This is a genomic window from Rhizobium sp. Rhizsp42, from assembly GCF_047304155.1.
Classification (GTDB): domain Bacteria; phylum Pseudomonadota; class Alphaproteobacteria; order Rhizobiales; family Rhizobiaceae; genus Rhizobium.
Genome location: NZ_JBGLYS010000001.1, coordinates 26543 through 48188, shown reverse-complemented (window position 1 = coordinate 48188; position 21646 = coordinate 26543). Strand labels below are relative to the sequence as shown.

The window sequence follows — 21646 nt, the reverse complement described above, 5'->3', positions numbered from 1 at the left end:
GAAATACTCACCATTTCCAAACCTCTCCGGCGCCTGCAGGCGCACGGAGCGGCCTCCGTTGATCGCATATAGCCTGGAAGCATTCAGGCTTGTGTCAGAAAAGAAAGGCATTCCGTCACGCATTGGCGGGATAAGGCCATCGCTTTGACGGTGTCCCGCGCCAGCTATTGCGGAGACATCGAATTGAACGACAGTAATGATCGAGCCGGACCACGCTTTTTTCGTCCGGAAATTGGAAGCATCACGCTCTGCCTGCTGACGACCGCTTATCTTCTGGCCGTCACCAACCAAACCTTCTGGTCCAAGGCCTTCGGCTATTTTGCTGCCGATCGCTTCGGCTTCTCGATCTTCGTGATCGGCATCGCGGCGGCGAGCCTCGGCGTAGTCACCTTCTTCTCCGCGAAATACATCACCAAGCCGTTCCTGATCTTCTTCGTGATCGTGGCGTCCGCCGCATCGTGGTTTACCGATTCGTTCGGCGTCATTGTTGACAAGGAAATGATCCGCAACGCCGTCGTGTCGACCGGTGCCGAAGCTGGGCACCTGATTACCGGCCGGTTTGCATGGCATATCTTTCTGACCGGTATCGTGCCGTCGCTGCTCATCCTTTGGGTCCGCATTCGGCACCGGCCGATCCTCGGGAAGCTGGCGCACAACACGGCCGTTATCCTTGCCTGCACGGCCGTTTTCGCGGCAATCGGCATTGGTGACTACCGGACCTTCGCGGGCGTCGGGCGCGCTCACAAGGATATTCTCGACACGCTCAACCCGTTTGTGCCGATCACCAGCGCCGTGCGCTTCGCAATTTCGTCGGGGCAGGACGCCAACATCGTCGCGCAGCCGCTTGGCGCGGATGCCCATCGTGTCAACACGACCGCAACCACCAAGCCGCGGGTCCTCATCATGGTCGCCGGCGAAACGGCCCGTGCCCAGGATTTTGCGCTCGGCGGCTATACGCGCGATACCAATCCCGAGCTGGCGAAGCAGAATGTCGTCTATTTCCCCAACACGAGCAGCTGTGGAACCGCAACGGCGATCTCGATCCCATGCCTGTTTTCTGTGTATCCGAGAACGGCCTACACGCATCGCAAGGGGCTGGAGACGGAGAATGTTCTCGACGTTCTCGGACATGCGAACGTTTCCGTTTCATGGCTCGACAACGACACCGGCAGCTACCACGTCACCGACCGGGTACCCTACGAATTCCTGCCGGATTCGGCCGATCCGAGATTCTGCAAGGACGGCGAATGCCTCGATGCGATCCTCCTGGACAAGATTGACGGCTGGCTCGACAAGGTAAAGGGCGATAGCGTGCTGGTGCTTCATCAGCTCGGCAGTCATGGCCCGGCATATTATGCCCGCTATCCCGAGGAGTTCCGCCGCTTCCAGCCGGATTGCCGCGCCAACGATTTCGGAAGCTGCTCGCCGGAAGAGATCCGCAATGCCTATGACAATACGGTCCTTTACACGGATCATATCGTGTCGACGGTTATCGATAAGCTGAAGAAGCGGTCCGATACCGTTGCGGGCTCCGTGGTCTACGTCTCCGACCATGGTGAATCGCTGGGCGAGAATGGGCTCTATCTGCACGGTACGCCCTATGTCGTTGCGCCGATCCAGCAGACCCACGTGCCATTTCTGGTATGGCTCTCCGACGATCTCCAGGCGTCGGCTGGCTTCGACATGGCGTGCCTGGCGAGCAACGCCAACAAGACGACCTCGCACGACAATATCTTCCATAGCCTGCTCGGCCTGATGGATGTTTCGACCAAGGTGTATGACCCCGCGCTGGACGTGTTTTCCAGTTGCCGGAAGGGGGATTCCCATGTCGCCAGTGTGAGCTCCGCGGTCGGCGTCAACTGAAATCAGATCGTTTTTGATAACCGGGGCTGAAAGGCCCCGGTCGCATGTTATGCGCGACCTTGGCCGCGCGTCCGCGTCTTCTTCGCCGGCGAACCGCCGATGTCGCAATAATGTCATTTCCGCTTCAGGTTGTTGTCAGCAGCCCAAGCCATAGAGCAACTCTCTTCGATATTACTTAGGAGATACTCTTGCGCGCACTGAAGCGAGTCCGGATCGCCCGCCCTGTAAAGATTTTCGGCGGCCTGATACTTTTGACGGGCCTGACACTCGCCGGCTATGTCGGTTATCTCCAGTTTACCGGGAATTTTCATACTGTCGTGGCTGGCCAGTTCTACCGTTCGGCGCAGCCATCTCCGTCTCAGCTGGAACGCTATATCCGCGAGCACGGCATCAAGACCGTGATCAACTTGCGCGGTGACAGCGGACACGCGAAATGGTGGGCGGAAGAAGTCGCCGTGTCGGAGCGGCTGGGTGTTGAGCATATCGATTTCGGTATGTCGGCATCCAGAATTCTCACCACCGAAAAGGCGGACCGCCTCGTCGCCATCATGCGCGACGCTCCAAAACCGATCCTGGTCCACTGCCTTTCCGGTGCCGACAGGACCGGCTTGGCCTCCGTGCTCTATAGCCAGCAGATTGCCAACGTGAAGGAAGATGTCGCCGAGCGCCAGCTGTCCTTCGCGTTCGGGCATGTGGGCATTCCCAAGCTGTCGTCGGCCTATGCCATGGACCAGAGCTGGACGAACCTCGAGAAGCACTACGGGCTCGACAAGGTACCGGCTCCAATTCCGGCGCCGGTTCGCGACGCCCAGGCGGAAAGCACCCAGATCACTGGTGGCGCTGGCTAGGCGGAAGGCGCGCGGTCATGAATGTGTTGTTGGTCGAAGATAACGCGATCCTCGGAGATGCCGTTTGCGACCATGTTTCGGCAAATGGCTATTCGGTGGAATGGTGCCTGACGCTTGCCGACGCGACCCGCGCCGTCGATAGCGGCGAATACGGCCTGGTCCTGCTCGATTTGCGCCTTCCCGATGGCAGCGGACTGTCTTTGCTGCGCCGCTTGCGCGGCCGTGCCAACAATGTCCCGATCATCATTCTTACCGCGCATGATCAGGTCTCCGATCAGGTCGAGGGCTTTACTTGCGGTGCTACGGACTATCTGGTGAAGCCCTTCGGCCTGTCTGATCTTGATCTGCGCATTCAGTCCGTTACCCGCAGCCACCCTATGGCCGAGCGACGTCCGGCTTGATTCTGATCGAATCCTTGGAACGCCGAGCCTTGGGCCGAGTGCGTTCGCGCGACACGCATCTTCTCCATCACGCCGCCAATTGAATAGGCATGGCCACGCCCCTTGGTCTCCAGCGGCGCTGCGGCGATTTGTGCTTACCGATCGACCTGAACAGCAAGGCCCACGCAAGCAACCAGGCACAAAAGTGAACTCGAATATTTGCCAACCGGTGATGTCGCGGTGAGTCACGCCGCGGTCGATCAAGCCGGTTCATATGGAGTTGATGCCCGTGAAAACTGCCGCCGCCCAGATCCACGAACTTGAAGACCTGCACGCAATAGCTGGCAAGGCGGCGATCGTTCGCACGGTCTATGAGGGCAAGGACATCTCGCCTTATTGGGATGCGCTGATGGCGCGGGTATCCGCCGATGTCTCCGATGCGGGCGCCTTCATGGATCTCGCGATTATCCTGCAAACGCTAGGCAAGAGCCACGAAGCCGCCATCACCCAGAAGGGCGCGCTGGAGATGAGCCGCAAATACCATATTCGCAACGGCAGCGGGTCGGGCCTTCGCGTCCTCGTGATCGCCACCCGCGGCGACTTCATGGCCAACACGCCGATCGAGTTCCTGCTGGAGAGCTCCAATGCGAACATCCTCCTCCACTACGTCGATGAGTTGACGGCTGATCTGAACGATATGCCGGAGCATGACGTGGCCTTCGTCGCGGTCGGCGAGTCGCCCGAAAATCTGGCCGTGCTGGAAAACCTTGAGCGACTGCTGGCAAGCTGGACCGGCCCAATCGTGAACAATGCGCCGCGCCGGGTCATCGACCTGTCGCGCGAGGGCGTGGCCGAAGCCTTCCGCAACGAGCCCGCCATTCTCGCTCCGCTGACGACGCGCATCGCTCGTCAGACGCTCGTTGATCTCTCAGCGGGGTTGCTCTCGATCAATTTGATCGACGGACTGACATCCTTCCCGATCATCCTTCGCCCGATCGGCACCCACGCCGGTCACGGAATGGACAAGATCGGCTCTGCCGATGAGATTGCCGCTTATCTCACCAGCCGCCCGGAAGCCGAGTTCTACATTGCCCCCTTCATCGATTACAGCGACGAGGACGGCAAGTTTCGCAAGCAGCGCATCGCGGTCATCGATGGCAAGCCCTATGCGAGCCACCTCGCGATTTCCGATCACTGGATGGTGCACTATCTCAGCGCCGGCATGGCGGAGCATGCGGAGCGTCGGCTGGAGGAGGCGTCGTGGATGGCGGATTTCCAGACCGATTTCGCCGTAAGGCACGCCGACGCGTTTGCAGCGCTGCACCGCCGCCTGGGCCTCGACTACTTCGCCATCGATTGCGCCGAGCTATCGGACGGACGCCTGCTGCTGTTTGAGGCAGACGTGGCGATGATCGTCCATTCGATGGATTCCGAGACCGTCTTTCCCTACAAGAAACAGGCAATGGCAACGCTATTTGCGGCGTTCGAAGATGCGCTGGGCAGCCGCGCCGGGCAGGCCAAACCTCTACGAGGCCAGCAGGCGCACGGCTCCAATCAGGCAGGCGCCGTGTCGCTTGTGGAAGCGCTGTGATCGCAGCATCGAGGGCCACCAGATCCGGAGACGACATATTCGCTGCCAGGACGATGTCCGAACTTGTTCCTGATTACCGGCACAAGCTGGGCGCGGCCAGTATCGACCACACGCTGTCGCTTCTGTTCGCGGCCGGCGGCGACAGCCGTATCTGGCCGAATGCAGCAACCGGCCGTAATCGATACGGAACCCGCACCACTGCGGCCAAGGACGAGATTTCCTTCGCGTCCACGACCGCGAGCAACGTCTCGCCGCAGGGCGTCACCGCTGCTGGACACCAGCTGAAGCGGCTGTTCGGCGTGGACGGCGCCACCGCTGTCGCCATCGACGAATGGTTCGCCGAAATCCGTGGCCGTATCGGCCGCAACATCGGATGCGACGAGAGCGGCATTGTGCTTGCTGCATCCGGAACGGATGTGGAGCTTCTCGCGCTCGGCCTGATGCTTTCGCTGTCGCCACGCCCGATCACCAACATCCTCATCGCGCCTGAAGAAACCGGAAGCGGCGTACCGCGCGCCGCCGGTGGAAGCCATTTTGCGAATGTGACGGCGCTGGGGCACACGGTCAGTGCGGGCGAGATGCTCGCCGGCATCACCGCCGATCGCGTCGAAGTGCAGACGGTGGCGATCCGCAACGCGACGGGCCAGGCGCGAAACCCCGACGACGTCGATGCCGACGTCATATCGCTTGCCGAGGACGCGCTGAAGCGCGACAGGGATGTTCTCGTCCATGTTCTTGATACGTCGAAGACAGGCCTGACCGGCGTCTCGCGACAGGCTGCTCGGTATATATCAGCGCGCGCGCCCGGACGTGTTCGTATTCTTGTCGATGCCTGCCAGTTTCGCTGCAGCGCCGCCACGCTCGCCAGGGATATCGCCGACGGTTTTCTCGTCGCGGTGACCGGCTCGAAGTTCCTAGCCGGACCGCCCTTCGCGGGCGCGCTTGCTGTACCGCCGGCGCTTGTCGAGGAACTTGCCACGAAACAGGCACTTGCGCCGGGGCTATCCGACTACACGGCCCTTCATGATTGGCCGGCGCGTCTGCGCGGCGGCAATGACCAGCAATTCGGATCACACTTCAATCTTGGTCTGGGCCTGAGGTGGGTTGCCGCGCTCGAGCAGCTGGAACCGTTGGCCGCAATCGATGCCGCCGTTCAGCGCCGGATCAAGCAGGCCTTCGCCGACCTCGTACGCGCCCGCGCCGAGCATGTTGAAGGCGTCTTGATCCATCCCGATGACGAAGGCGACCACATCGTCGATCGCGCCATCTTCCCCTTGACCATGACTGCCGACGACAATGGCTTCGCGTCGCTTGCGCAGGCGCAAAGGATCCATCTGGCGCTCCGCGAGAACGACATTGGACCGGTCTGCCACGTCGGGCAGGCGGTCAATCTCGGTGCCCGCACGATCCTTAGGGTCGCGGCCTCGGCGATCGATATCAATGCCGTGTCCGATAGATTGGCCGGCGGCGACACCATGGAAAAGGCGATGCGTCCGATCGCCGACGATCTCGACGTCGTGTTCGAGAAATGGGCCGCCGTCTCCCGGGCTGATCGAGAGCTGTGATGTCACGGATTGCGAAGACGGACATGCCGGAAGGGCCGGATCTGGAGAAATCGACGAGCCTAGACCCCACGGACTGGCAGGCGTTTCGCGAAGCAGCCCACCGCATGCTCGACGACACCATCGATCATATCGCCAACGTCAGACAAAAGCCGGTCTGGCAGCCGATGCCATCAGACACGCGTGCCAGGTTCGCCCGCGCGCTGCCGGATGACCCCCGTGCGCTCGACGATGTGCTCGACGATGTCCGTACGCATGTCTTCCCCCACGCCACTGGCAACCTGCACCCGCTGTTCATGGGCTGGGTCCATGGCGCGGGCACACCCGTCGGCATGGTGGCGGAGATGGTCGCGGCCGGCTTGAACATGAATTGCGGCGGCCGCGATCATGTTGGCATCGAGGTTGAAAAGCAGATCGCCCTATGGATGGCGCAAGTGCTTGGCTATCCCTCATCGGCAAGCGGCCTTTTCGTCACCGGTTCATCGATGGCCAATTTCCTGGCACTGACCATCGCCCGCACCGAGGCCCTGAGCCGAAGCGTGCGGCGGGACGGATTGCGCAAGGCCGACCGACAGTTGGTGGCCTACACATCCTCGCAAGCGCATGTCTGCATCGCGCAGGCCATGGAGCTGTCCGGCATTGGCTCGGCGAACCTGAGATCTATCGCGGTCGACGAAGCCGGTCGCATGAGCGTCGAGGCGCTGGCCTTAGCGATCGCGCAAGACCGCGCACAAGGCTTGCTCCCGTTTCTGGTGGTCGGCACGGCAGGCACGGTGAACACCGGTGCGATCGATCCTCTCCTGGAGATATCGAAGCTCGCCGAAGCGGAAAATATCTGGTTCCATGTCGACGGAGCGATCGGCGCGCTGGCCATGCTGTCGCCCGAGATGCGCCAGCTGTTTTCGGGCATCGAGCGGTCTGCCTCTATCGCGCTCGACTTCCACAAATGGGGGCACGTGCCCTACGACGCCGGCTTCCTGCTGGTTCGCGACAGCGCCGCGCATAAGCGCGCATTCGCCCAACCGGCCGCGTATTTGCAACGGTCGGGCAGGGGGCTTGCCGCCGGCGAGACATGGCCTTGCGACCTCGGCCCCGATCTGTCGAGAGGCTTCCGGGCGCTGAAGACCTGGATGACGATCGAAACGCTGGGCGCGGAGCGAATGGGAAATGCCATCGCGCGCACCTGCGAACTCGCCCGCTATCTCGCCGCAAGCCTCAAGCGCGATCCGCGCTTCGAGATAAAGGCCCCCGTTGGCCTCAACATCGTCTGCTTCGGCATTCGTGGCGCTGACGACGATTTCATCCGCGACCTCGTGCTTGATCTTCACGAGCAGGGACTGGCCGTGCCCTCCTGGACAACGCTGCAGGGCGAACTGGTGGTGCGCTGCGCGATCGTCAATCACCGCACGACCAGCGAGGATATCGACGTCTTTCTCAAGATCCTGACGGATTACCTCGACCGATATCCGCGAGCCTGAGCCGAGGCGTCGGCAGCGTAGCCACGCGGGCACTGTTGTCTTCCAGACACGACGCAGCAAATGAATCAGACGAGCGGTGCTACTGAAATAGCCCTGTTACAAACGGCGGCGAATATCCCGGCCATCGCAACCCGGGGACCACTCATGCGCCGCGCATTCCGCCTCTCCACATACGCACTCGTTACCGCTGCCTGTCTCTACGCTCCGGCAAAGGCCGAGGATCTGCAGTTCTCCGTCTATGGTGGCTACCAGACGGCACCGCACAGCGGCGTGGATGTCTCCGACGGCACGCATTTCAATGCCGGCTGGGAAGGCAAGTCCTTCGGCTCGCCGCCCTATTACGGCGCGCGCGTCACCTGGTGGCTCGAGAACCTCAATCACCCCAACCTCGGCCTCTCCATCGATTACACCCACGATAAGGTCTATGCCGACGAAAAGACGCTGGCGACATCCGGCTGGTCGCACTTCGAATTCACCGATGGGCTGAACCTCTTGACGGCGAACGCCCTCTATCGCTTCCCGATCGAAGGCCAGCGCTGGACGCCCTATGTCGGCGCCGGCGTCGGCGTCAACATTCCACACGTGGAAGTAACACGCCCGCAGGGCAAGACCTTCGATTACGAGTTCGGCGGCGTGACGTTCCAGGCCCAGGCCGGTGTGGATTTCCGCATCACCGACCGTTGGTCGACCTTCGTCGAGTACAAGGGAACATATTCCCGCGTGAACGTGCCAATCGATAGCGGCGACAGTCTGAAGACCAACATCATCACGAACGCCGTTAACCTGGGTGTCTCGTTTCACTTCTGATGGTCCGGCCGGCAGCCAGTCCGCGCTGTCGCAGAGGTCATGGATGTGCTGGATCGCTTCATTAATTTAGCGATCCATTAACCATATTCATTAGAATTGTCTCTATCTCGGCGAAAGCTTTCGCAAATTCGCCGCGAAGGTCGCATGATTAAAGTCTCGTTAGGTTGATGGCGGTACGGCTTGTTTTGCCTGAATAGGCGGACTTTAAGCCATAACGGTCTTGAGCGGCGTGGGACATATGAGACGAGACTTCGGGGCGGCGGCACTTGCGACACCAATGCGGTGGGTAGGCTTGTCGCTTATCTGTGCGACGGTGACCGCTTGCGGAACGGCACCCACGACGACGGCCAAGCGCACACACGGCAAGGAATATTTTGCCGAGTCGGAATATGGCGTCAAGGCGAGCCCGCGCGTCGCCACCGGCAACAATATTCCGAAGGGCGGCGGTCGCTACATCGTTGGCAATCCCTATGTCGTCAAGGGCAAGACCTATTTCCCGAAAGAGGATTTCTCCTACAACAAGGTCGGCATCGCTTCCTGGTACGGCTCGGCTTTCCACGGCCGCCTGACGGCCAATGGTGAAGTCTACGATCAGATGCACATTTCCGCCGCGCATCCGACATTTCCGCTGCCGAGCTATGCGCGCGTCACCAACGTCGAAAACGGCTCGTCCATCATCGTGCGCGTCAACGACCGCGGTCCTTATCATGAAGGTCGCATCATCGACCTCTCGAACAAGACGGCCGATCTGCTCGATCTCCAGCACAGCGGTACCGGCAATGTGCGCGTGCAGTATGTCGGCAAGGCCCGCATGGATGGCCACGACATGCCGTATCTGATGGCCTCCTACGTGCCGAAGGGCAGCCGCATTCCTGGCGTCTATCCGGGCGAGGGCCAGATCGCCACCGGCGTCATGGTTGCCTCCAACAGCAAGCGCATCACGCGCGACGAGATCCAGAGCTTCGGCGGCTTCACGCCGCCTGCGGCCGATAGCGTACCGGTTCCGCGCTCCGCGACCTCCTATGCCGGCTCGACTCCGAGCGCGCCTTACAACGCCGCTCCGGTTCCGACACCGCTGCGCGCACCGTCCTTCGACAATGCTGCGCCGGCCTCGTTTGGCGAGATGGTCGTGCTGCCCGAGATCGGACCCTATCCCTACGAGCGCCCCTATGGCTGGCAGCAGGGATCGATGGCCATGGGCTACCAGGAAGAGGGCGTAAAGACCGTGACGGTCGATCTCGCCTTTGACGCGGTCATGGTTCGCAATGACGGCTTGACCGAAGACAGCATTTTGGCATCATTCAAGCGTCAGAAGGCAGCAAAGGCTGCGCTGAAGTAAGTGTTTCCGAGGTCCTTCGGGGCCGGATCGATGAGGGTTTCGATGCTGAAACATATGCTTCGTCTCTGTGTCTGCCTGTTGCCGCTGGCTCAGGCCGTTGCGACCGATGCCATGGCAGCGCCCGCCGACACCAATCAGTCGTTCGTCACCAAGGCCGCGCAGGCCTATATGGTCGAAGCATCGACCGGCACGGTCCTGCTTGCCAAGAACGAACACCAGACATTCTCGCCGGCCTCGCTTGCCAAGCTGATGACGGTCGAGCTCGTCTTCGATGCGTTGACCAGCAAGCAGATCACGCTCGATACCCAATATCCCGTCTCCGAATTTGCCTGGCGCACCGGCGGCGCGCCGTCGCGCACCGCGACCATGTTCGCGGCGCTGAAATCCAATGTGCGTGTCGAGGATCTGGTGCGCGGGATCGCCATCCAGGGCGCCAACGACAGCTGCATCATTCTCGCCGAAGGCATGAGCGGCGGCGAGCCGGCTTTCGCTGAGAGCATGACGCGACGCGCGAAGACGCTCGGCATGCAGCACTCGCTCTTCGCCAACTCCACCGGACTTCCCGACGGCAAGAGCAAGACCACGGCCTTCGATATGGTCGCGCTGGCCGAGCGCCTGCAACAGGGCTACCCGGCATATTATCCCTACTTCGCGCAGCCGGATTTCGAGTGGAACAAGATTTTCCAGCGTAACCGCAACCCGCTGCTCGGCTTTGGTCTCGGCGTCGACGGTCTGGCGACAGGCTTTGCCGAAGGCGAGGGCTATTCGATCGTTGCGTCGGCCGAGCGCAACGGCCGTCGCCTGTTCATGACGCTCGGCGGTATCGGATCCGACAAGGAGCGTACCGAGGAAGCCAAGCGCGTGCTCGAATGGGGCCTCAGTGCTTTCGAAATCCGCCAGCTTTTCGCGGAAAACGAAGTCATCGGCACCGCGAGCGTCTATGGCGGCGCATCGCGCAGCGTCGAGCTTGTCGCGAAAAGCCCGATCAGCGTTTACATCCCGGTCAACAATCCCGACCGGCTTGCCGCCCGCATCGTCTATCACTGGCCGCTGCCGGCACCGGTCGAAGCGGACCGCGAAGTCGGCACGCTGCGCCTTTTCGCCGGCAGCAGATTGCTGCGTGAAGTGCCGCTCTACACCAAGGCCGCGGTCGAGGAGGGCACTCTCAGCAGTCGCGCTGTCGACGCCGTGCTGGAGCTCGGCGAAACGCTGCTGTTTTCCTGGCTCTGGGATAAGCCGGCCGAGCCCACATGATCGCCATAGTCGCGTTTCACCTTGTGACAAAGCCGAGAGATCGACGCGAAGCGGTTCCGCTCGCCGTCATCTTCGGCTAGATGTACGGACGAGGTGCCGCTGGCGCCGATTGAGTGCAGGCCAAGATCGCAGGAACATATTGTTGTCATCCGCTACCGGATTGTTCGTTACGTTTGAAGGCGGTGAGGGCGCTGGTAAGTCCACCCAGATCCGTCGGCTGGCCGATGCCTTGCGCGCCAAGGGCCATGAGGTCGTGGTCACGCGCGAGCCGGGCGGTTCGCCGGGTGCGGAAGCCGTACGCCACGTGCTGCTCTCGGGTGCCGCCGAATCCTTTGGAACGCGCATGGAAGCGATTCTCTTTGCGGCTGCCCGCAACGATCATGTCGAAGAAATCATCCGTCCGGCTCTTGGCCAGGGCAAGGTCGTGCTCTGTGATCGCTTCATGGATTCTTCGCGCGTCTACCAGGGCGTGACGGGCAATCTGGAGCCCGATTTCATCGAAACGCTGCAACGCGTCGCGATCAACGGCGTCGTTCCCGATTGCACGCTGATGCTCGACCTGCCGGCGAAAGCTGGTCTCGAGCGCGCCAAGCGCCGGGGTGCTGCCGGCGACGTGGCGCCCGATCGCTTCGAGAAGGAAGAGATCGAAACCCACGAAAAGCGCCGCGAAGCTTTCCTCGACATAGCCTCGCGCGAGCCCGAGCGCTGCCACGTCGTCAACGCCATGCAGACCGAGGAGGCGATCGCAGCGGAGATCGTCTCGATCGTCGGCCAGTTGCTGGCGCCTGCGGACGACCCCAAGGTCGCCGAGCCGGCGATGAGTGCGATCGATGAGTGACGAGCACCCGAGCCTTCTCGACGGCGCGATCTGGCCGCCCGAAAACACCAAGCTCTTCGGTCATGAAGACGCCGAAGCCTTCCTCGCGCAGTCCTACCGTTCCGGCAAGGGGCACCACGCCCTGCTGATGGAAGGGCCGTCGGGGATCGGCAAGGCGACGCTCGCCTTTCGTTTCGCCAATCATGTCCTGTCGCATCCGGACCCGGAGCGCGCGCCTGACGTCCTCGCCGATCCCGATCCGAATTCCTCCGTCAGCCGCCAAATCAACTCGGGCGCCTCGCACAACCTGCTGCATCTCGCCCGCCCGGTGGACGAGAAAACAGGCAAGGTGAAATCGGCGATTACCGTCGATGAAGTGCGCCGCGCCGGCCGCTTCTTTTCGCAGACATCGGGCACCGGCAACTGGCGCATCGTCATCATCGATCCCGCCGACGACATGAACCGAAGTGCCGCCAACGCCATCCTGAAGATTCTCGAGGAGCCGCCAAAGCGTGCGCTGTTCCTGTTGATCTCGCATGCGCCGGGCAAGCTGCTCCCCACCATCCGCTCCCGCTGCCTGCCGCTCAAACTGTCGCCGCTCGGTGACGAGGCGCTGCGCTCGGCTCTAGGGCATCTCGGCGTGGACGCGAACGACCCATCGCTGCTGGCGTCGGCCAATGGCAGTGTCGGTGAAGCGCTGAAGCTGGTGAACTACGGCGGCGGCGAGATCATTTCGGCCTACAACGAGGTTCTGACTTTGCAGGGGCCATCGGCGCGCAAGGCCATGCACCGTCTGGCCGACGCGCTGTCTGGCAAGGAAAGCGACACGATCTTCGAGTTCTTCGCGGGCCATCTCGGCGACGACCTGATGGGCAAGGCGAAGGCTGCGGCGATGGCGGGGCAGGTGGCCCAGGCCGAACGCTTGTCACGCCTACACAGCGATATCATCGAGCGCCTGACGGTCTCCGACGCCTACAATCTCGACCGCAAGCAGACGATTCTGAGCATTCTCGGCGATATCAAGCAGCCCGGACCTTGATCCGTTAAGTCCCTGATCAGGAAGTCAGAAGCTTGTAAGCGACGACGGCCAGTGTTGCAGCCAGCACCAGGCGGATGGTCCGCTCATGCAGCTTCGGCGCAAGCAGGCTGCCCGCGATGATCCCCGGGATCGAGCCGACGAGCAGCGCCGCAAGCATGATCCAATCGATCTCGCCGATCATCCAGTAGCCCATGCCGCCGATCAACGTCAGCGGCACCGCATGGACGATGTCGGAACCGACGATCTCGCGCACATCGAGCCTGGGATAAAGCACCAGCAGGATGGTGACGCCAAGCGCGCCTGCTCCGACCGACGTCAACGTGACGAGAATACCGAGCGCCAGCCCGAGCACGACGGTGAGAATGCCACGCGTCGCCGGCCGCAGAGTCCGTCGCTCGCCTGTGGAACGCTGCGCGAACGCCAGCACCTGTTTGCGAAACACCAGCATGAAGGCCGTCATGACGAGCAGCCAGCCAAGCGCCGTCGTGATCGTATGCGCGACTTCGATGCTCTTGCGGTCGACGCCCGACAGCAGCCACAGCATGATCAGCGCCGCCGGCACGCTGCCGGCGGCAAGACAGCCGACGATCCGCCAGTTGATGCGCCCGTGCATCCCGTGAACCGCGGTGCCGGCGCTCTTGGTGACGGCCGCGTAGAGCAGGTCGGTCCCGACGGCGGTCGCCGGATGGACGCCGAACAGAAGCACCAGCAACGGCGTCATCAGTGAGCCGCCACCGACGCCGGTGATGCCGACAAGCGCGCCGACGAAGAAACCCGAGAGCGAATAAAGCGGATCGAAATGGGAGAACATCAAATCGCAGGCCCCAAGCCTGCATGCAATAAGCCTACGTGGAAGCGGTAGGCGCGGGGGACGGCTGATGTCACGTTTGCGGAACCCTGTTCGATGGTTCCCTTGGGTAGAATGTGGAAAAAAACGAGTCAAGCGCGCGGCGGTCACGAAGATTGCACTGCTGCGTGTTGGAGGCGTCGCTTTCCAAACTTACTGTTTCGCTTCGCCGCCACATGCGCTAAGGAGCGGCATATAGATTTCAAAGAATAAGCCGCACGAGAATGGCCGCCATGACAGACAAGACACCCTTCTACATCACCACCGCGATTTCCTACCCGAACGGCAAGCCGCACATCGGCCACGCCTACGAGCTGATCGCGACGGATGCCATGGCGCGCTACCAGCGCCTCGACGGTAAGGACGTGTTCTTCCTGACCGGCACCGACGAGCACGGCCAGAAGATGCAGCAGACGGCCCGCGCCGAAGGCATCACCGCGCAGGAACTCGCCGACCGTAACTCCGGCGAATTCCAGGCGATGGCCAAGCTCCTCAACGCCTCGAACGACGACTTCATCCGCACCACGCAGGAGCGTCACCACGAGACGTCGCGAAACATCTGGAACCTGATGGCCGATGCCGGCGACATCTACAAGGACAGCTATGCGGGCTGGTACTCGGTACGCGACGAGGCCTATTACCAGGAAAACGAGACCGAGCTGCGCGCCGATGGCGTGCGCTACGGACCGCAGGGCACGCCTGTCGAGTGGGTGGAAGAGGCAAGCTACTTCTTCAAGCTCTCAGAATATCAGGATAAGCTGCTGGCGCTCTATGAAGCCGAGCCCGATTTCATCGGTCCGGCCGAACGCCGCAACGAGGTGATCTCCTTCGTCAAGTCCGGCCTCAAGGATCTGTCGATCTCGCGCACCACCTTCGACTGGGGCATCAAGGTGCCGAATGATCCGGAACACGTCATGTACGTCTGGGTCGACGCGCTGACCAATTATCTCACAGCCACCGGCTACCTCGAGGACAAGAACGGCCCGCGCGCCAAGTATTGGCCGGCCGACGTCCACATCATCGGCAAGGACATCATTCGTTTCCATGCCGTTTACTGGCCTGCCTTCCTGATGTCGGCCAAGCTGCCGCTGCCCAAGCGCGTCTTCGCGCATGGCTTCGTGCTGGCCAAGGGCGGCGAGAAGATGTCGAAGTCGCTCGGCAACGTGCTCGATCCGTTCGAGCTGATCGAGCATTTCGGCCTCGACGCGATACGCTACTTCCTGATGCGCGAAATCTCCTTTGGCCATGACGGCAATTGCAGCGAAGAGGCGATCGGCACCCGCATCAACGCCGACCTCGCCAACGGTATCGGCAACCTCGCCAGCCGCTCGCTGTCGATGATCGTCAAGAACTGCGACGGCAAGATCCCCGTCTGCGGTCCGCTGACCGACGAAGACAAGGCGATGCTGGCAGCCGCCGATGCGCTACTCGCCTCGACGCGCGAGGACATGGACAAGCAGCTCATCCATCGCGCGCTGACGTCGATCATCGCAGTCGTGTCCGAGACCGACCGCTATTTTGCCGGCCAGCAGCCCTGGGCGCTGAAGAAGACCGATCCAGCCCGCATGGAGACCGTGCTTTACGTTACGGCCGAGGTCGTTCGTCAGATCGCCATCCTGCTGCAGCCATTCGTTCCGGGCTCCGCTGAAAAGATGCTCGACCTCGTGGGTGCCGCCGCCGACAAACGCGACTTTACGGCTCTCGGTGAAGCGGGCCGCCTGGTTTCGGGCACGCCGCTGGAAGCGCCGACGCCGGTCTTCCCGCGCTACGTCGCGCCGCAGGCGTGAGGCTGAGATGCTGATCGATACCCATTGCCACCTGGATTTCGCCGACTTCGAGGAGGAGCGCGACGAGATCGTCAAGCGCGCTCACGACAGTGGCGTCAAGCAGATGGTGACGATCTCCACGCGTGTCCGCAAGCTGGACGGTCTGCTCGCGATCACCGAGAAGTATCCGTCCGTCTTCTGCTCCGTCGGCACGCATCCCAACAGTGCCGACGAAGAGCTGGATATCCAGGCCGAAGACCTGATCCGTCTGGCGAATGCGCATGAAAAAGTCGTGGCGATCGGCGAGGCGGGTCTCGATTACTTCTACGACACGCAGAAGCCCGAGGACCAGAAGACCGGTTTTCTGCGCCACATCGAGGCGGCCCGCGAAACGAAGTTGCCGCTGGTCATCCACAGCCGCAGCGCCGACGAGGATATGGCCGCGATCCTGACCGAGGAAACGGGCAAGGGCGCCTTCCCCTTCATCCTGCACTGCTTCTCGGCGGGTGCCGATCTTGCGCGCGTTGGCGTCGAGCTCGGCGGCTACATCTCGTTTTCCGGCATCCTGACCTTCCCGAAGTCGCAGGAGCTGCGCGACATCGCCGCCACCATCCCGCACGATCGCCTGCTGGTCGAGACCGACGCGCCCTATCTCGCGCCGAAGCGCTGGCGCGGCAAGCGCAACGAGCCGTCCTATGTCGTCAACACGGCCGAAGTCTTGGCCGAGACGCTTGGGTTTAGCTACGCCGAGATGGCCGCGATCACGACGGACAATGCCTTCCGCTGCTTCTCCAAGATGCCGAGGATCTGACACGGTGGGCTACAGGCGGCGGTTCACCATTCTCGGCTGCTCGTCGTCTCCAGGCGTTCCGCGCATCACCGGCGACTGGGGCGCCTGCAATCCCGACAATCCGAAAAACAGGCGCACCCGCGCCTCGTTCATGATCCAGCAATATGACGCCAACGGCGGCGTCACCACTGTCGTCATCGATACCGGACCGGATTTTCGCGAGCAGATGATTGCGGCCAAGGTCGGGCATATCGACGCCGTGATGTACACGCATCCGCACGCCGATCATATTCACGGGCTGGACGACCTGCGCGGTTACTATTTCGGTGCGCAGCAGCGCGTGCCGATCTATGCCGACGAAGCGACCATGGACCGCATCCGCCAGGGCTTCGGCTATTGCCTGGAAACACCACCCGGCAGCAACTATCCGCCGATCGTCGAGGCAAGAGTGATCCGCGATCTCGACAAGCCTGTTCATATCACCGGCGCGGGCGGTGCGATCTCATTGCGCCCGCACGTACAGCAGCACGGCGACATCACCTCGCTCGGCTTCCGCATCGGCGATGTCGCTTATTGCAGCGATATCAGCGACTTCCCACCGGAAACCGTGCCGAAGCTGCAAGGCCTCGATGTCTTGATCATCGACGCGCTGCAATACCGCTACCACCCGAGCCATCTGTCGCTGGAGCAATCGCTGGAATGGATCGGCCGCCTGCAGCCGAAGCGCGCCATCCTCACCCACATGCACACGCCGCTCGACTACGACACCGTCATGACCGAGACGCCTGAACATGTCGTTCCGGCCTACGACCAGATGAGCTTCGAGATCGAGCTGGAAAGCCTGGAGCGCGGGGCCTAAGCCCACGCGCTTCAACGCGCGATATCATCGCGCGCCGCCGGCCTTCTGCTGCGATCCTGCCTCGACGTAGCTGCGCCAGCCGCCATAGGCGGTGATATCGGCCGCGCCGGAGATCGCCGCCGCCTCGACCAGAAACCCCTTCAATTCGGTCCCGTCCGAAAGCGAAATGCTGCCGATCCCGAGCGGCGAGGGAATGGCGGCCACGAAGCGGCCGAAGGCATCCGGCGTCAACCGCCACACCTCTACATCGATTGCGCCTCCGGTGCCGGCTTCGACACGGATAAGCCCCGGCTTGGCGGGAACCTGGCCTGCGAGCGCATAAAGGCGGTAGCCATCCGTCGTCCGCGCCTCGCGCATGAAGCTTGCGTTGAGCTCGCGCAGCTGACCGTTGAGCGGCATCCCCGAGAGATGCGCCCCGACCACGACGATGTCGATCCCGGGCTCAATCTCCGCATCCGGCTGCCCGGCACTCGGCAACGACCAACCGGTTGCGCCCATCGTCAGGCCGGAGGCGCGGTGGATGTCGCGGGCGAGCGACGCCGTCAGCCCGTCCCGCCCGAAAGGCGCGAGCAGCGTGACACTCGCCGGCAGGCCGTCCGAACGTTTGCCGGTGGGAACCGCGATGCCGCACATGTCGAGCAGGTTGACGAAGTTGGTATAGGTGCCCAACCGCGAATTTTCGCGGATCGGCTCGGCGGCGAGATCGGCGAGCGTATAGTGGCTTGGAGCCGTCGGCACGCAGAAGAGATCGACGGAGGCAATCACGGGCGCGAGCTTCCGCTTCATCGCCTGCAGCGCATAAAATCCGTTGAACGCATCCGCCGCCGTCAGCGTCTTCGCCGCGCCATAGATCTTGCGGGTAACCGGGTGGAAGCTTGCTTCACTCGTATCGAAGAAATCCTTCACCGCCGCATAACGCTCCGCCACCCAGGCGCCCTCGTAAAGCAGGTTGGCAACATCGTAGAAATCGACGAACGGCACTTCGACGATCCGATGACCAAGACCTTGAAGCATGTCGAGCGCATCCTCGTAGGAGGCCTCCATGACAGCGTCGCCAAAGAAACGCAGATCCGCCTTCGCGGGCACGCCGATCGAAAGCATCGGCGGCAACCGTCCGTAACCCGTCGCCGGCACCGCGCGCGAATAGGCGTCATCGCCATCCTCCCGGGCGGCGACGCTGAAGACGTGCCAGGCGTCATCGACGGAAAGTGCGAAGATCGACACGCAGTCCAGCGTCCGGCAGGCGGGAATGACGCCAGTCGTCGACAGAGCGCCGACGCTTGGCTTCAGCCCGACGATATTGTTGAGCCCGGCCGGAATGCGGCCGGAGCCGGCGGTATCCGTCCCCAGCGCGAAGCTGACGATCCCCTGAGCGGTGGCCACCGCCGAGCCGGAGCTGGAACCACCAGGCACCAGCGTCGGATCGATCGCATTGCGCGGTATCGGATAGGGCGAACGAACACCGACAAGGCCGGTTGCGAACTGGTCGAGATTGGTTTTGCCGACAATAAGCGCTCCTGCTTCCCTGAGCAGCCGCACCACGGTCGCGTCACGGGTCGCGTGATAGGCATAATCGGGGCAGGCGGCCGTCGTCGGCATGCCGGCCACGTCGATGTTGTCCTTCACAGCGAAGGGAATGCCCCAAAGCGGCTTTGTCACCGGATCGAAGGTTCCGAGCGCGGCCGCTTCCGCCAGCAGCGATTGGCGATCGGCGAGATGTAAAAAGATACCGGGATCATCGACGGCGGCGATCCGCGCGAACACCTGACCGATGATCTCAGCCACCGTGCCACCGCCGGCATAGAAGGCGTGCAGCGAAGCGATATCGAACGCGGGCGTGCTCATGCTACGGCCTCCTCGAGGATTTTCACCGGCCGATCCCACTGGATGAGCACCACACAGCCCGTGTCGCTCCAGACCGAATGCTCGGTGCCGATAGCATTGACCACATAGCTCCCCTTGCCATAGTCGCCAGCCTCGTCCGACTGGACGCCGTCAAGCACCAGGATCGTCTCCAGCCCCTCATGCCGATGCCGAGGCACGGAAGCGCCGGCCTCGTATTTCAACAGTGCCACGCCCGGCTGGTCGCCCTCGAAAGGCTTGATCCAATGAATGGTCACGCCATCGCGAAACGGTCCGAAGGCTAGGTCCTTCCACCCACCCGATGTCAGCAGTTCGCGCGTTGTCTCAGGCATGGCTGATCGTCTCCAATATGTCATCGATATCGGCCGTCCATCCGACGATCGCCCCTTGGGCGCGGATCATCGCGATGGCGGCTTCCTTGAATTCCGGAAAATAGCTTTCCGTCGCCTGCTCGCAGAGCAGGCATTCGTAACCGCGGTCGTTGGCCTCGCGCATCGTCGTCTGCACACAGACCTCGGTCGTCACGCCCGCAAACACCAGCTGCGTGATGCCTTTTTCCCTCAGCACATCGCCGAGTTCGGTCGCGTAGAAGGCACCTTTGCCCGGCTTCTCGATGACGGCTTCGCCATCAACAGGCGCGAGTTCCGGCAGGATCGCCGTGCCCGGCTCGCCCGCGATCAGGATGCGCCCCATCGGCCCCTCGTCGCCGATCCTCAGGCTCGGCTTGCCCCGGTTGCGCTTGGCGATGGGCAGGTCCGAGAGGTCAGGCCGGTGGCACTCCATCGTGTGAATGACCGGCAGCCCGGCATCGCGGAACCCTTGGATCAGTCGCTTGACGTCGGGGATGATCCTGGTGATGGGACCGACATCGTTGCCGAGACTGGCGCCGAAGCCGCCGGGCTCGGCGAAATCGCGCTGCATGTCGATGACGACGAGCGCGATCTCCTGTTTTCGGAAAGGAAAATCAAACGGTTGCGCCTTGATCTCAGCCATCAGTGATGCCCCGCCATATGCGCGCCGATCACGGAGATGTCGGCAGCCAGCGCCGGCGTCTCGTAGACCAGCTTGCCCTCCGAGATCACCATGATCCGGTCGGACATCTCCAGCAGTTCATCGAGATCCTCGGACAGCAGCAGCACGGCCGCACCCGAATTGCGCGCCCGCATGATCCGCGCGCGGATCTCCGCCACGGCCGAGAAATCGAGGCCGAAGCAAGGGTTGGACACAATCAGCAGATCGACCTCGCCGGTGAGTTCCCGCGCCAGCACCGCCCGCTGCACGTTACCGCCGGAGAGCGCCGCGATCGGCGAGGAGGACGATGCGGTCTTGACCTTGAAATCGGCGATCAGGTCGCTGGCGCGTTTGCGCATCTTGCCCTTGCTGAGCCAGATCGCATCCTTGCCGTCGGCCTTCAGATCGAAGGTGCGGAAGGCGAGGTTTTCGCTGACCGTCATCTTCGGCGCGCAAGCGTTCTGCAGCGGCTCCTCGGGGATGAAGCGCACATTGTTGCGCCGCGTTTCCGGCCGCGTCGCGCCATAGGCGTCACCATTGACCTCAACCGTGCCCGCATCGGTTGGCCGCTGGCCGGCGAGGATTTCGGTCAGCTCCTTCTGGCCATTGCCCGAAATGCCGGCGATCCCAACGATCTCACCGGATCGCACCGTCAGGTTGTCGATCTCGATCGTCTTCAGCCCGGACCGATCCGGCGCCTTCACCTTCTCGACCTTGAGAACCGGCTTGGCGGCGGAAGACACTGGCACGCGCGTGTCGAGCTCCGCAAGTTTCACGTCGCCGATCATCATCGCCGCCATATCAGCCGTCGAGAGTTCACCGACCTTGCCTGATCCCACCAGCTTGCCGCGCCGGAGAATGGAGACGGCATCCGCGAACTTGGTGACTTCGTGGAATTTGTGCGAGATCATCAGCACGGTCAGTTCACCGCGTTCGGTCATCCCGCGCACTAGCCCGAGCATCTCGTCGGCCTCGGCAGGCGTCAGCACCGAGGTCGGCTCGTCGAGCACCAGGAAGGAGCGGCCGAGATAGAGCTGTTTGACGATCTCCAGCTTCTGCTTCTCACCGGCCGCCAGTTCGCTCACCGGCCTGTCGAGCGGGATCTTGAATGGCATCCGCTCCATGAAGGCCGCAAGGTCCTTGCGCTCCTTGCCCCAGTTGATGATCGCGGGCACTGCGGCGCGGCTGATGACGAGGTTCTCGGCGCCCGTCAGCGACGGCACCAGCGTAAAGTGCTGGTAGACCATGCCGAGCCCATAAGTCGCCGCATCCTTGGGCGAGGCGACCGCCACCTCGCGGCCATCCACCGAGAGCGAGCCGGAGGTCTGATGGTAGAAACCCATGATGCATTTCACCAGCGTCGACTTGCCGGCGCCGTTCTCGCCGAGCAGCGCATGGAAGCTGCCGGCCGGGATGTCGACCGAGACATGGTCGAGTGCCGTGAAACTGCCGAAGCGCATGGTCATGTCGAGGGTCTGGATGCCGACGGCCTTGCCGGCCTGCGGAAGAGGCGTGTCGCGGACTATGCTCAC

At 62.4% G+C, this 21646-nt stretch carries 19 protein-coding genes; 14 read left to right on the top strand and 5 right to left on the bottom strand.

What is annotated here, in order from left to right; genetic code table 11:
• Window positions 1–183: 183 nt before the first annotated feature.
• The 11 genes from ACCD05_RS00230 (at window position 184) to ACCD05_RS00180 (ending at window position 12978) form a co-directional block, all read left to right on the top strand.
• The gene (locus ACCD05_RS00230; RefSeq protein WP_413390429.1) at window positions 184–1863 is read left to right on the top strand and encodes a phosphoethanolamine transferase; all 1680 of its coding nucleotides are present in this window, start codon (window positions 184–186) and stop codon (window positions 1861–1863) included.
• A gap of 251 nt (window positions 1864–2114) precedes the next feature.
• Window positions 2115–2711 (top strand): tyrosine-protein phosphatase, encoded by a 597-nt coding sequence (locus ACCD05_RS00225; RefSeq protein ID WP_413391037.1) that lies wholly within the window; start codon window positions 2115–2117, stop codon window positions 2709–2711.
• A gap of 17 nt (window positions 2712–2728) precedes the next feature.
• Complete coding sequence (locus tag ACCD05_RS00220) at window positions 2729–3112, top strand: response regulator (protein ID WP_111561491.1); 384 nt, start codon at window positions 2729–2731, stop codon at window positions 3110–3112.
• 262 nt (window positions 3113–3374) lie between these two features.
• Complete coding sequence (locus ACCD05_RS00215) at window positions 3375–4682, top strand: ATP-grasp domain-containing protein (RefSeq protein WP_413390426.1); 1308 nt, start codon at window positions 3375–3377, stop codon at window positions 4680–4682.
• A gap of 53 nt (window positions 4683–4735) precedes the next feature.
• Window positions 4736–6247 carry a hypothetical protein gene (locus ACCD05_RS00210; RefSeq protein ID WP_413390424.1) on the top strand — a complete coding sequence of 504 codons (1512 nt, stop codon included), beginning with the start codon at window positions 4736–4738 and terminating at the stop codon, window positions 6245–6247.
• Window positions 6247–7722, top strand: coding sequence for a pyridoxal phosphate-dependent decarboxylase family protein (locus ACCD05_RS00205; RefSeq protein ID WP_413390422.1), 1476 nt, complete (start codon window positions 6247–6249; stop codon window positions 7720–7722). The genes ACCD05_RS00210 and ACCD05_RS00205 overlap by 1 nt, the downstream gene beginning before the upstream one ends.
• 144 nt (window positions 7723–7866) lie before the next feature.
• A complete protein-coding gene (locus ACCD05_RS00200) occupies window positions 7867–8529 on the top strand; it encodes an outer membrane protein (protein ID WP_413390420.1) in 663 nt (220 codons plus the stop codon).
• A 238-nt stretch (window positions 8530–8767) separates the two neighbouring features.
• Window positions 8768–9868 (top strand): septal ring lytic transglycosylase RlpA family protein, encoded by a 1101-nt coding sequence (locus ACCD05_RS00195; RefSeq protein ID WP_413390418.1) that lies wholly within the window; start codon window positions 8768–8770, stop codon window positions 9866–9868.
• A gap of 42 nt (window positions 9869–9910) precedes the next feature.
• Window positions 9911–11122 carry a D-alanyl-D-alanine carboxypeptidase family protein gene (locus ACCD05_RS00190; RefSeq protein ID WP_413390416.1) on the top strand — a complete coding sequence of 404 codons (1212 nt, stop codon included), beginning with the start codon at window positions 9911–9913 and terminating at the stop codon, window positions 11120–11122.
• Window positions 11123–11264: 142 nt separating this feature from the next.
• Entirely contained in the window at window positions 11265–11960 is a 696-nt protein-coding gene (tmk, locus tag ACCD05_RS00185; protein ID WP_413390414.1) for a dTMP kinase, read from the top strand.
• On the top strand, window positions 11953–12978 hold the full coding sequence (locus tag ACCD05_RS00180) for a DNA polymerase III subunit delta' (RefSeq protein WP_413390412.1): 1026 nt from the start codon (window positions 11953–11955) through the stop codon (window positions 12976–12978). Before tmk ends, ACCD05_RS00180 begins: the two co-directional genes overlap by 8 nt.
• A 16-nt stretch (window positions 12979–12994) precedes the next feature.
• On the opposite strand, the gene ACCD05_RS00175 is transcribed toward ACCD05_RS00180, so the two are convergent.
• Window positions 12995–13789 carry a sulfite exporter TauE/SafE family protein gene (locus ACCD05_RS00175; protein ID WP_413390410.1) on the bottom strand — a complete coding sequence of 265 codons (795 nt, stop codon included), beginning with the start codon at window positions 13787–13789 and terminating at the stop codon, window positions 12995–12997.
• 269 nt (window positions 13790–14058) lie between these two features.
• Here ACCD05_RS00175 and metG point away from each other — a divergent pair, with 269 nt between their 5' ends.
• Genes metG through ACCD05_RS00160 form a run of 3 tightly spaced genes read left to right on the top strand, consistent with a single transcriptional unit; the run spans window position 14059 to window position 17240 of the window.
• Window positions 14059–15612 (top strand): methionine--tRNA ligase, encoded by a 1554-nt coding sequence (gene metG / locus ACCD05_RS00170; RefSeq protein WP_413390408.1) that lies wholly within the window; start codon window positions 14059–14061, stop codon window positions 15610–15612.
• 7 nt (window positions 15613–15619) lie between these two features.
• Window positions 15620–16402, top strand: a complete 783-nt coding sequence (locus ACCD05_RS00165; RefSeq protein ID WP_413390406.1) for a TatD family hydrolase — start codon at window positions 15620–15622, stop codon at window positions 16400–16402.
• A 4-nt stretch (window positions 16403–16406) separates the two neighbouring features.
• A complete protein-coding gene (locus ACCD05_RS00160) occupies window positions 16407–17240 on the top strand; it encodes an MBL fold metallo-hydrolase (protein WP_047510482.1) in 834 nt (277 codons plus the stop codon).
• Window positions 17241–17264: 24 nt separating this feature from the next.
• Here ACCD05_RS00160 and atzF read toward each other — a convergent pair whose 3' ends face one another.
• From atzF to ACCD05_RS00140, 4 genes are read right to left on the bottom strand one after another with little or no spacing between them, the layout of a single operon-like run.
• On the bottom strand, window positions 17265–19085 hold the full coding sequence (gene atzF / locus ACCD05_RS00155; RefSeq protein WP_413390404.1) for an allophanate hydrolase: 1821 nt from the start codon (window positions 19083–19085) through the stop codon (window positions 17265–17267).
• Window positions 19082–19435: a cupin domain-containing protein gene (locus ACCD05_RS00150; protein ID WP_413390401.1), complete on the bottom strand. Its 354-nt coding sequence runs from the start codon at window positions 19433–19435 to the stop codon at window positions 19082–19084. The genes atzF and ACCD05_RS00150 overlap by 4 nt, the downstream gene beginning before the upstream one ends.
• Window positions 19428–20096, bottom strand: a complete 669-nt coding sequence (locus ACCD05_RS00145) for a cysteine hydrolase family protein (RefSeq protein ID WP_413390399.1) — start codon at window positions 20094–20096, stop codon at window positions 19428–19430. The genes ACCD05_RS00150 and ACCD05_RS00145 overlap by 8 nt, the downstream gene beginning before the upstream one ends.
• Window positions 20096–21646: an ABC transporter ATP-binding protein gene (locus ACCD05_RS00140; protein ID WP_413390397.1), complete on the bottom strand. Its 1551-nt coding sequence runs from the start codon at window positions 21644–21646 to the stop codon at window positions 20096–20098. Before ACCD05_RS00140 ends, ACCD05_RS00145 begins: the two co-directional genes overlap by 1 nt.

Bases quoted from the DNA above. Each gene is read 5' to 3' on its own strand.
- ACCD05_RS00195 (WP_413390418.1), top strand. From the start codon at position 8,768: ATGAGACGAGACTTCGGGGCGGCGGCACTTGCGACACCAATGCGGTGG.
- ACCD05_RS00150 (WP_413390401.1), bottom strand. From the start codon at position 19,435: ATGCCTGAGACAACGCGCGAACTGCTGACATCGGGTGGGTGGAAGGAC.
- ACCD05_RS00200 (WP_413390420.1), top strand. From the start codon at position 7,867: ATGCGCCGCGCATTCCGCCTCTCCACATACGCACTCGTTACCGCTGCC.
- ACCD05_RS00220 (WP_111561491.1), top strand. From the start codon at position 2,729: ATGAATGTGTTGTTGGTCGAAGATAACGCGATCCTCGGAGATGCCGTT.
- ACCD05_RS00205 (WP_413390422.1), top strand. From the start codon at position 6,247: ATGTCACGGATTGCGAAGACGGACATGCCGGAAGGGCCGGATCTGGAG.
- ACCD05_RS00165 (WP_413390406.1), top strand. From the start codon at position 15,620: ATGCTGATCGATACCCATTGCCACCTGGATTTCGCCGACTTCGAGGAG.
- atzF (WP_413390404.1), bottom strand. From the start codon at position 19,085: ATGAGCACGCCCGCGTTCGATATCGCTTCGCTGCACGCCTTCTATGCC.
- ACCD05_RS00215 (WP_413390426.1), top strand. From the start codon at position 3,375: ATGCCCGTGAAAACTGCCGCCGCCCAGATCCACGAACTTGAAGACCTG.
- ACCD05_RS00190 (WP_413390416.1), top strand. From the start codon at position 9,911: ATGCTGAAACATATGCTTCGTCTCTGTGTCTGCCTGTTGCCGCTGGCT.
- ACCD05_RS00210 (WP_413390424.1), top strand. From the start codon at position 4,736: ATGTCCGAACTTGTTCCTGATTACCGGCACAAGCTGGGCGCGGCCAGT.
- ACCD05_RS00145 (WP_413390399.1), bottom strand. From the start codon at position 20,096: ATGGCTGAGATCAAGGCGCAACCGTTTGATTTTCCTTTCCGAAAACAG.
- metG (WP_413390408.1), top strand. From the start codon at position 14,059: ATGACAGACAAGACACCCTTCTACATCACCACCGCGATTTCCTACCCG.
- ACCD05_RS00180 (WP_413390412.1), top strand. From the start codon at position 11,953: ATGAGTGACGAGCACCCGAGCCTTCTCGACGGCGCGATCTGGCCGCCC.
- ACCD05_RS00175 (WP_413390410.1), bottom strand. From the start codon at position 13,789: ATGTTCTCCCATTTCGATCCGCTTTATTCGCTCTCGGGTTTCTTCGTC.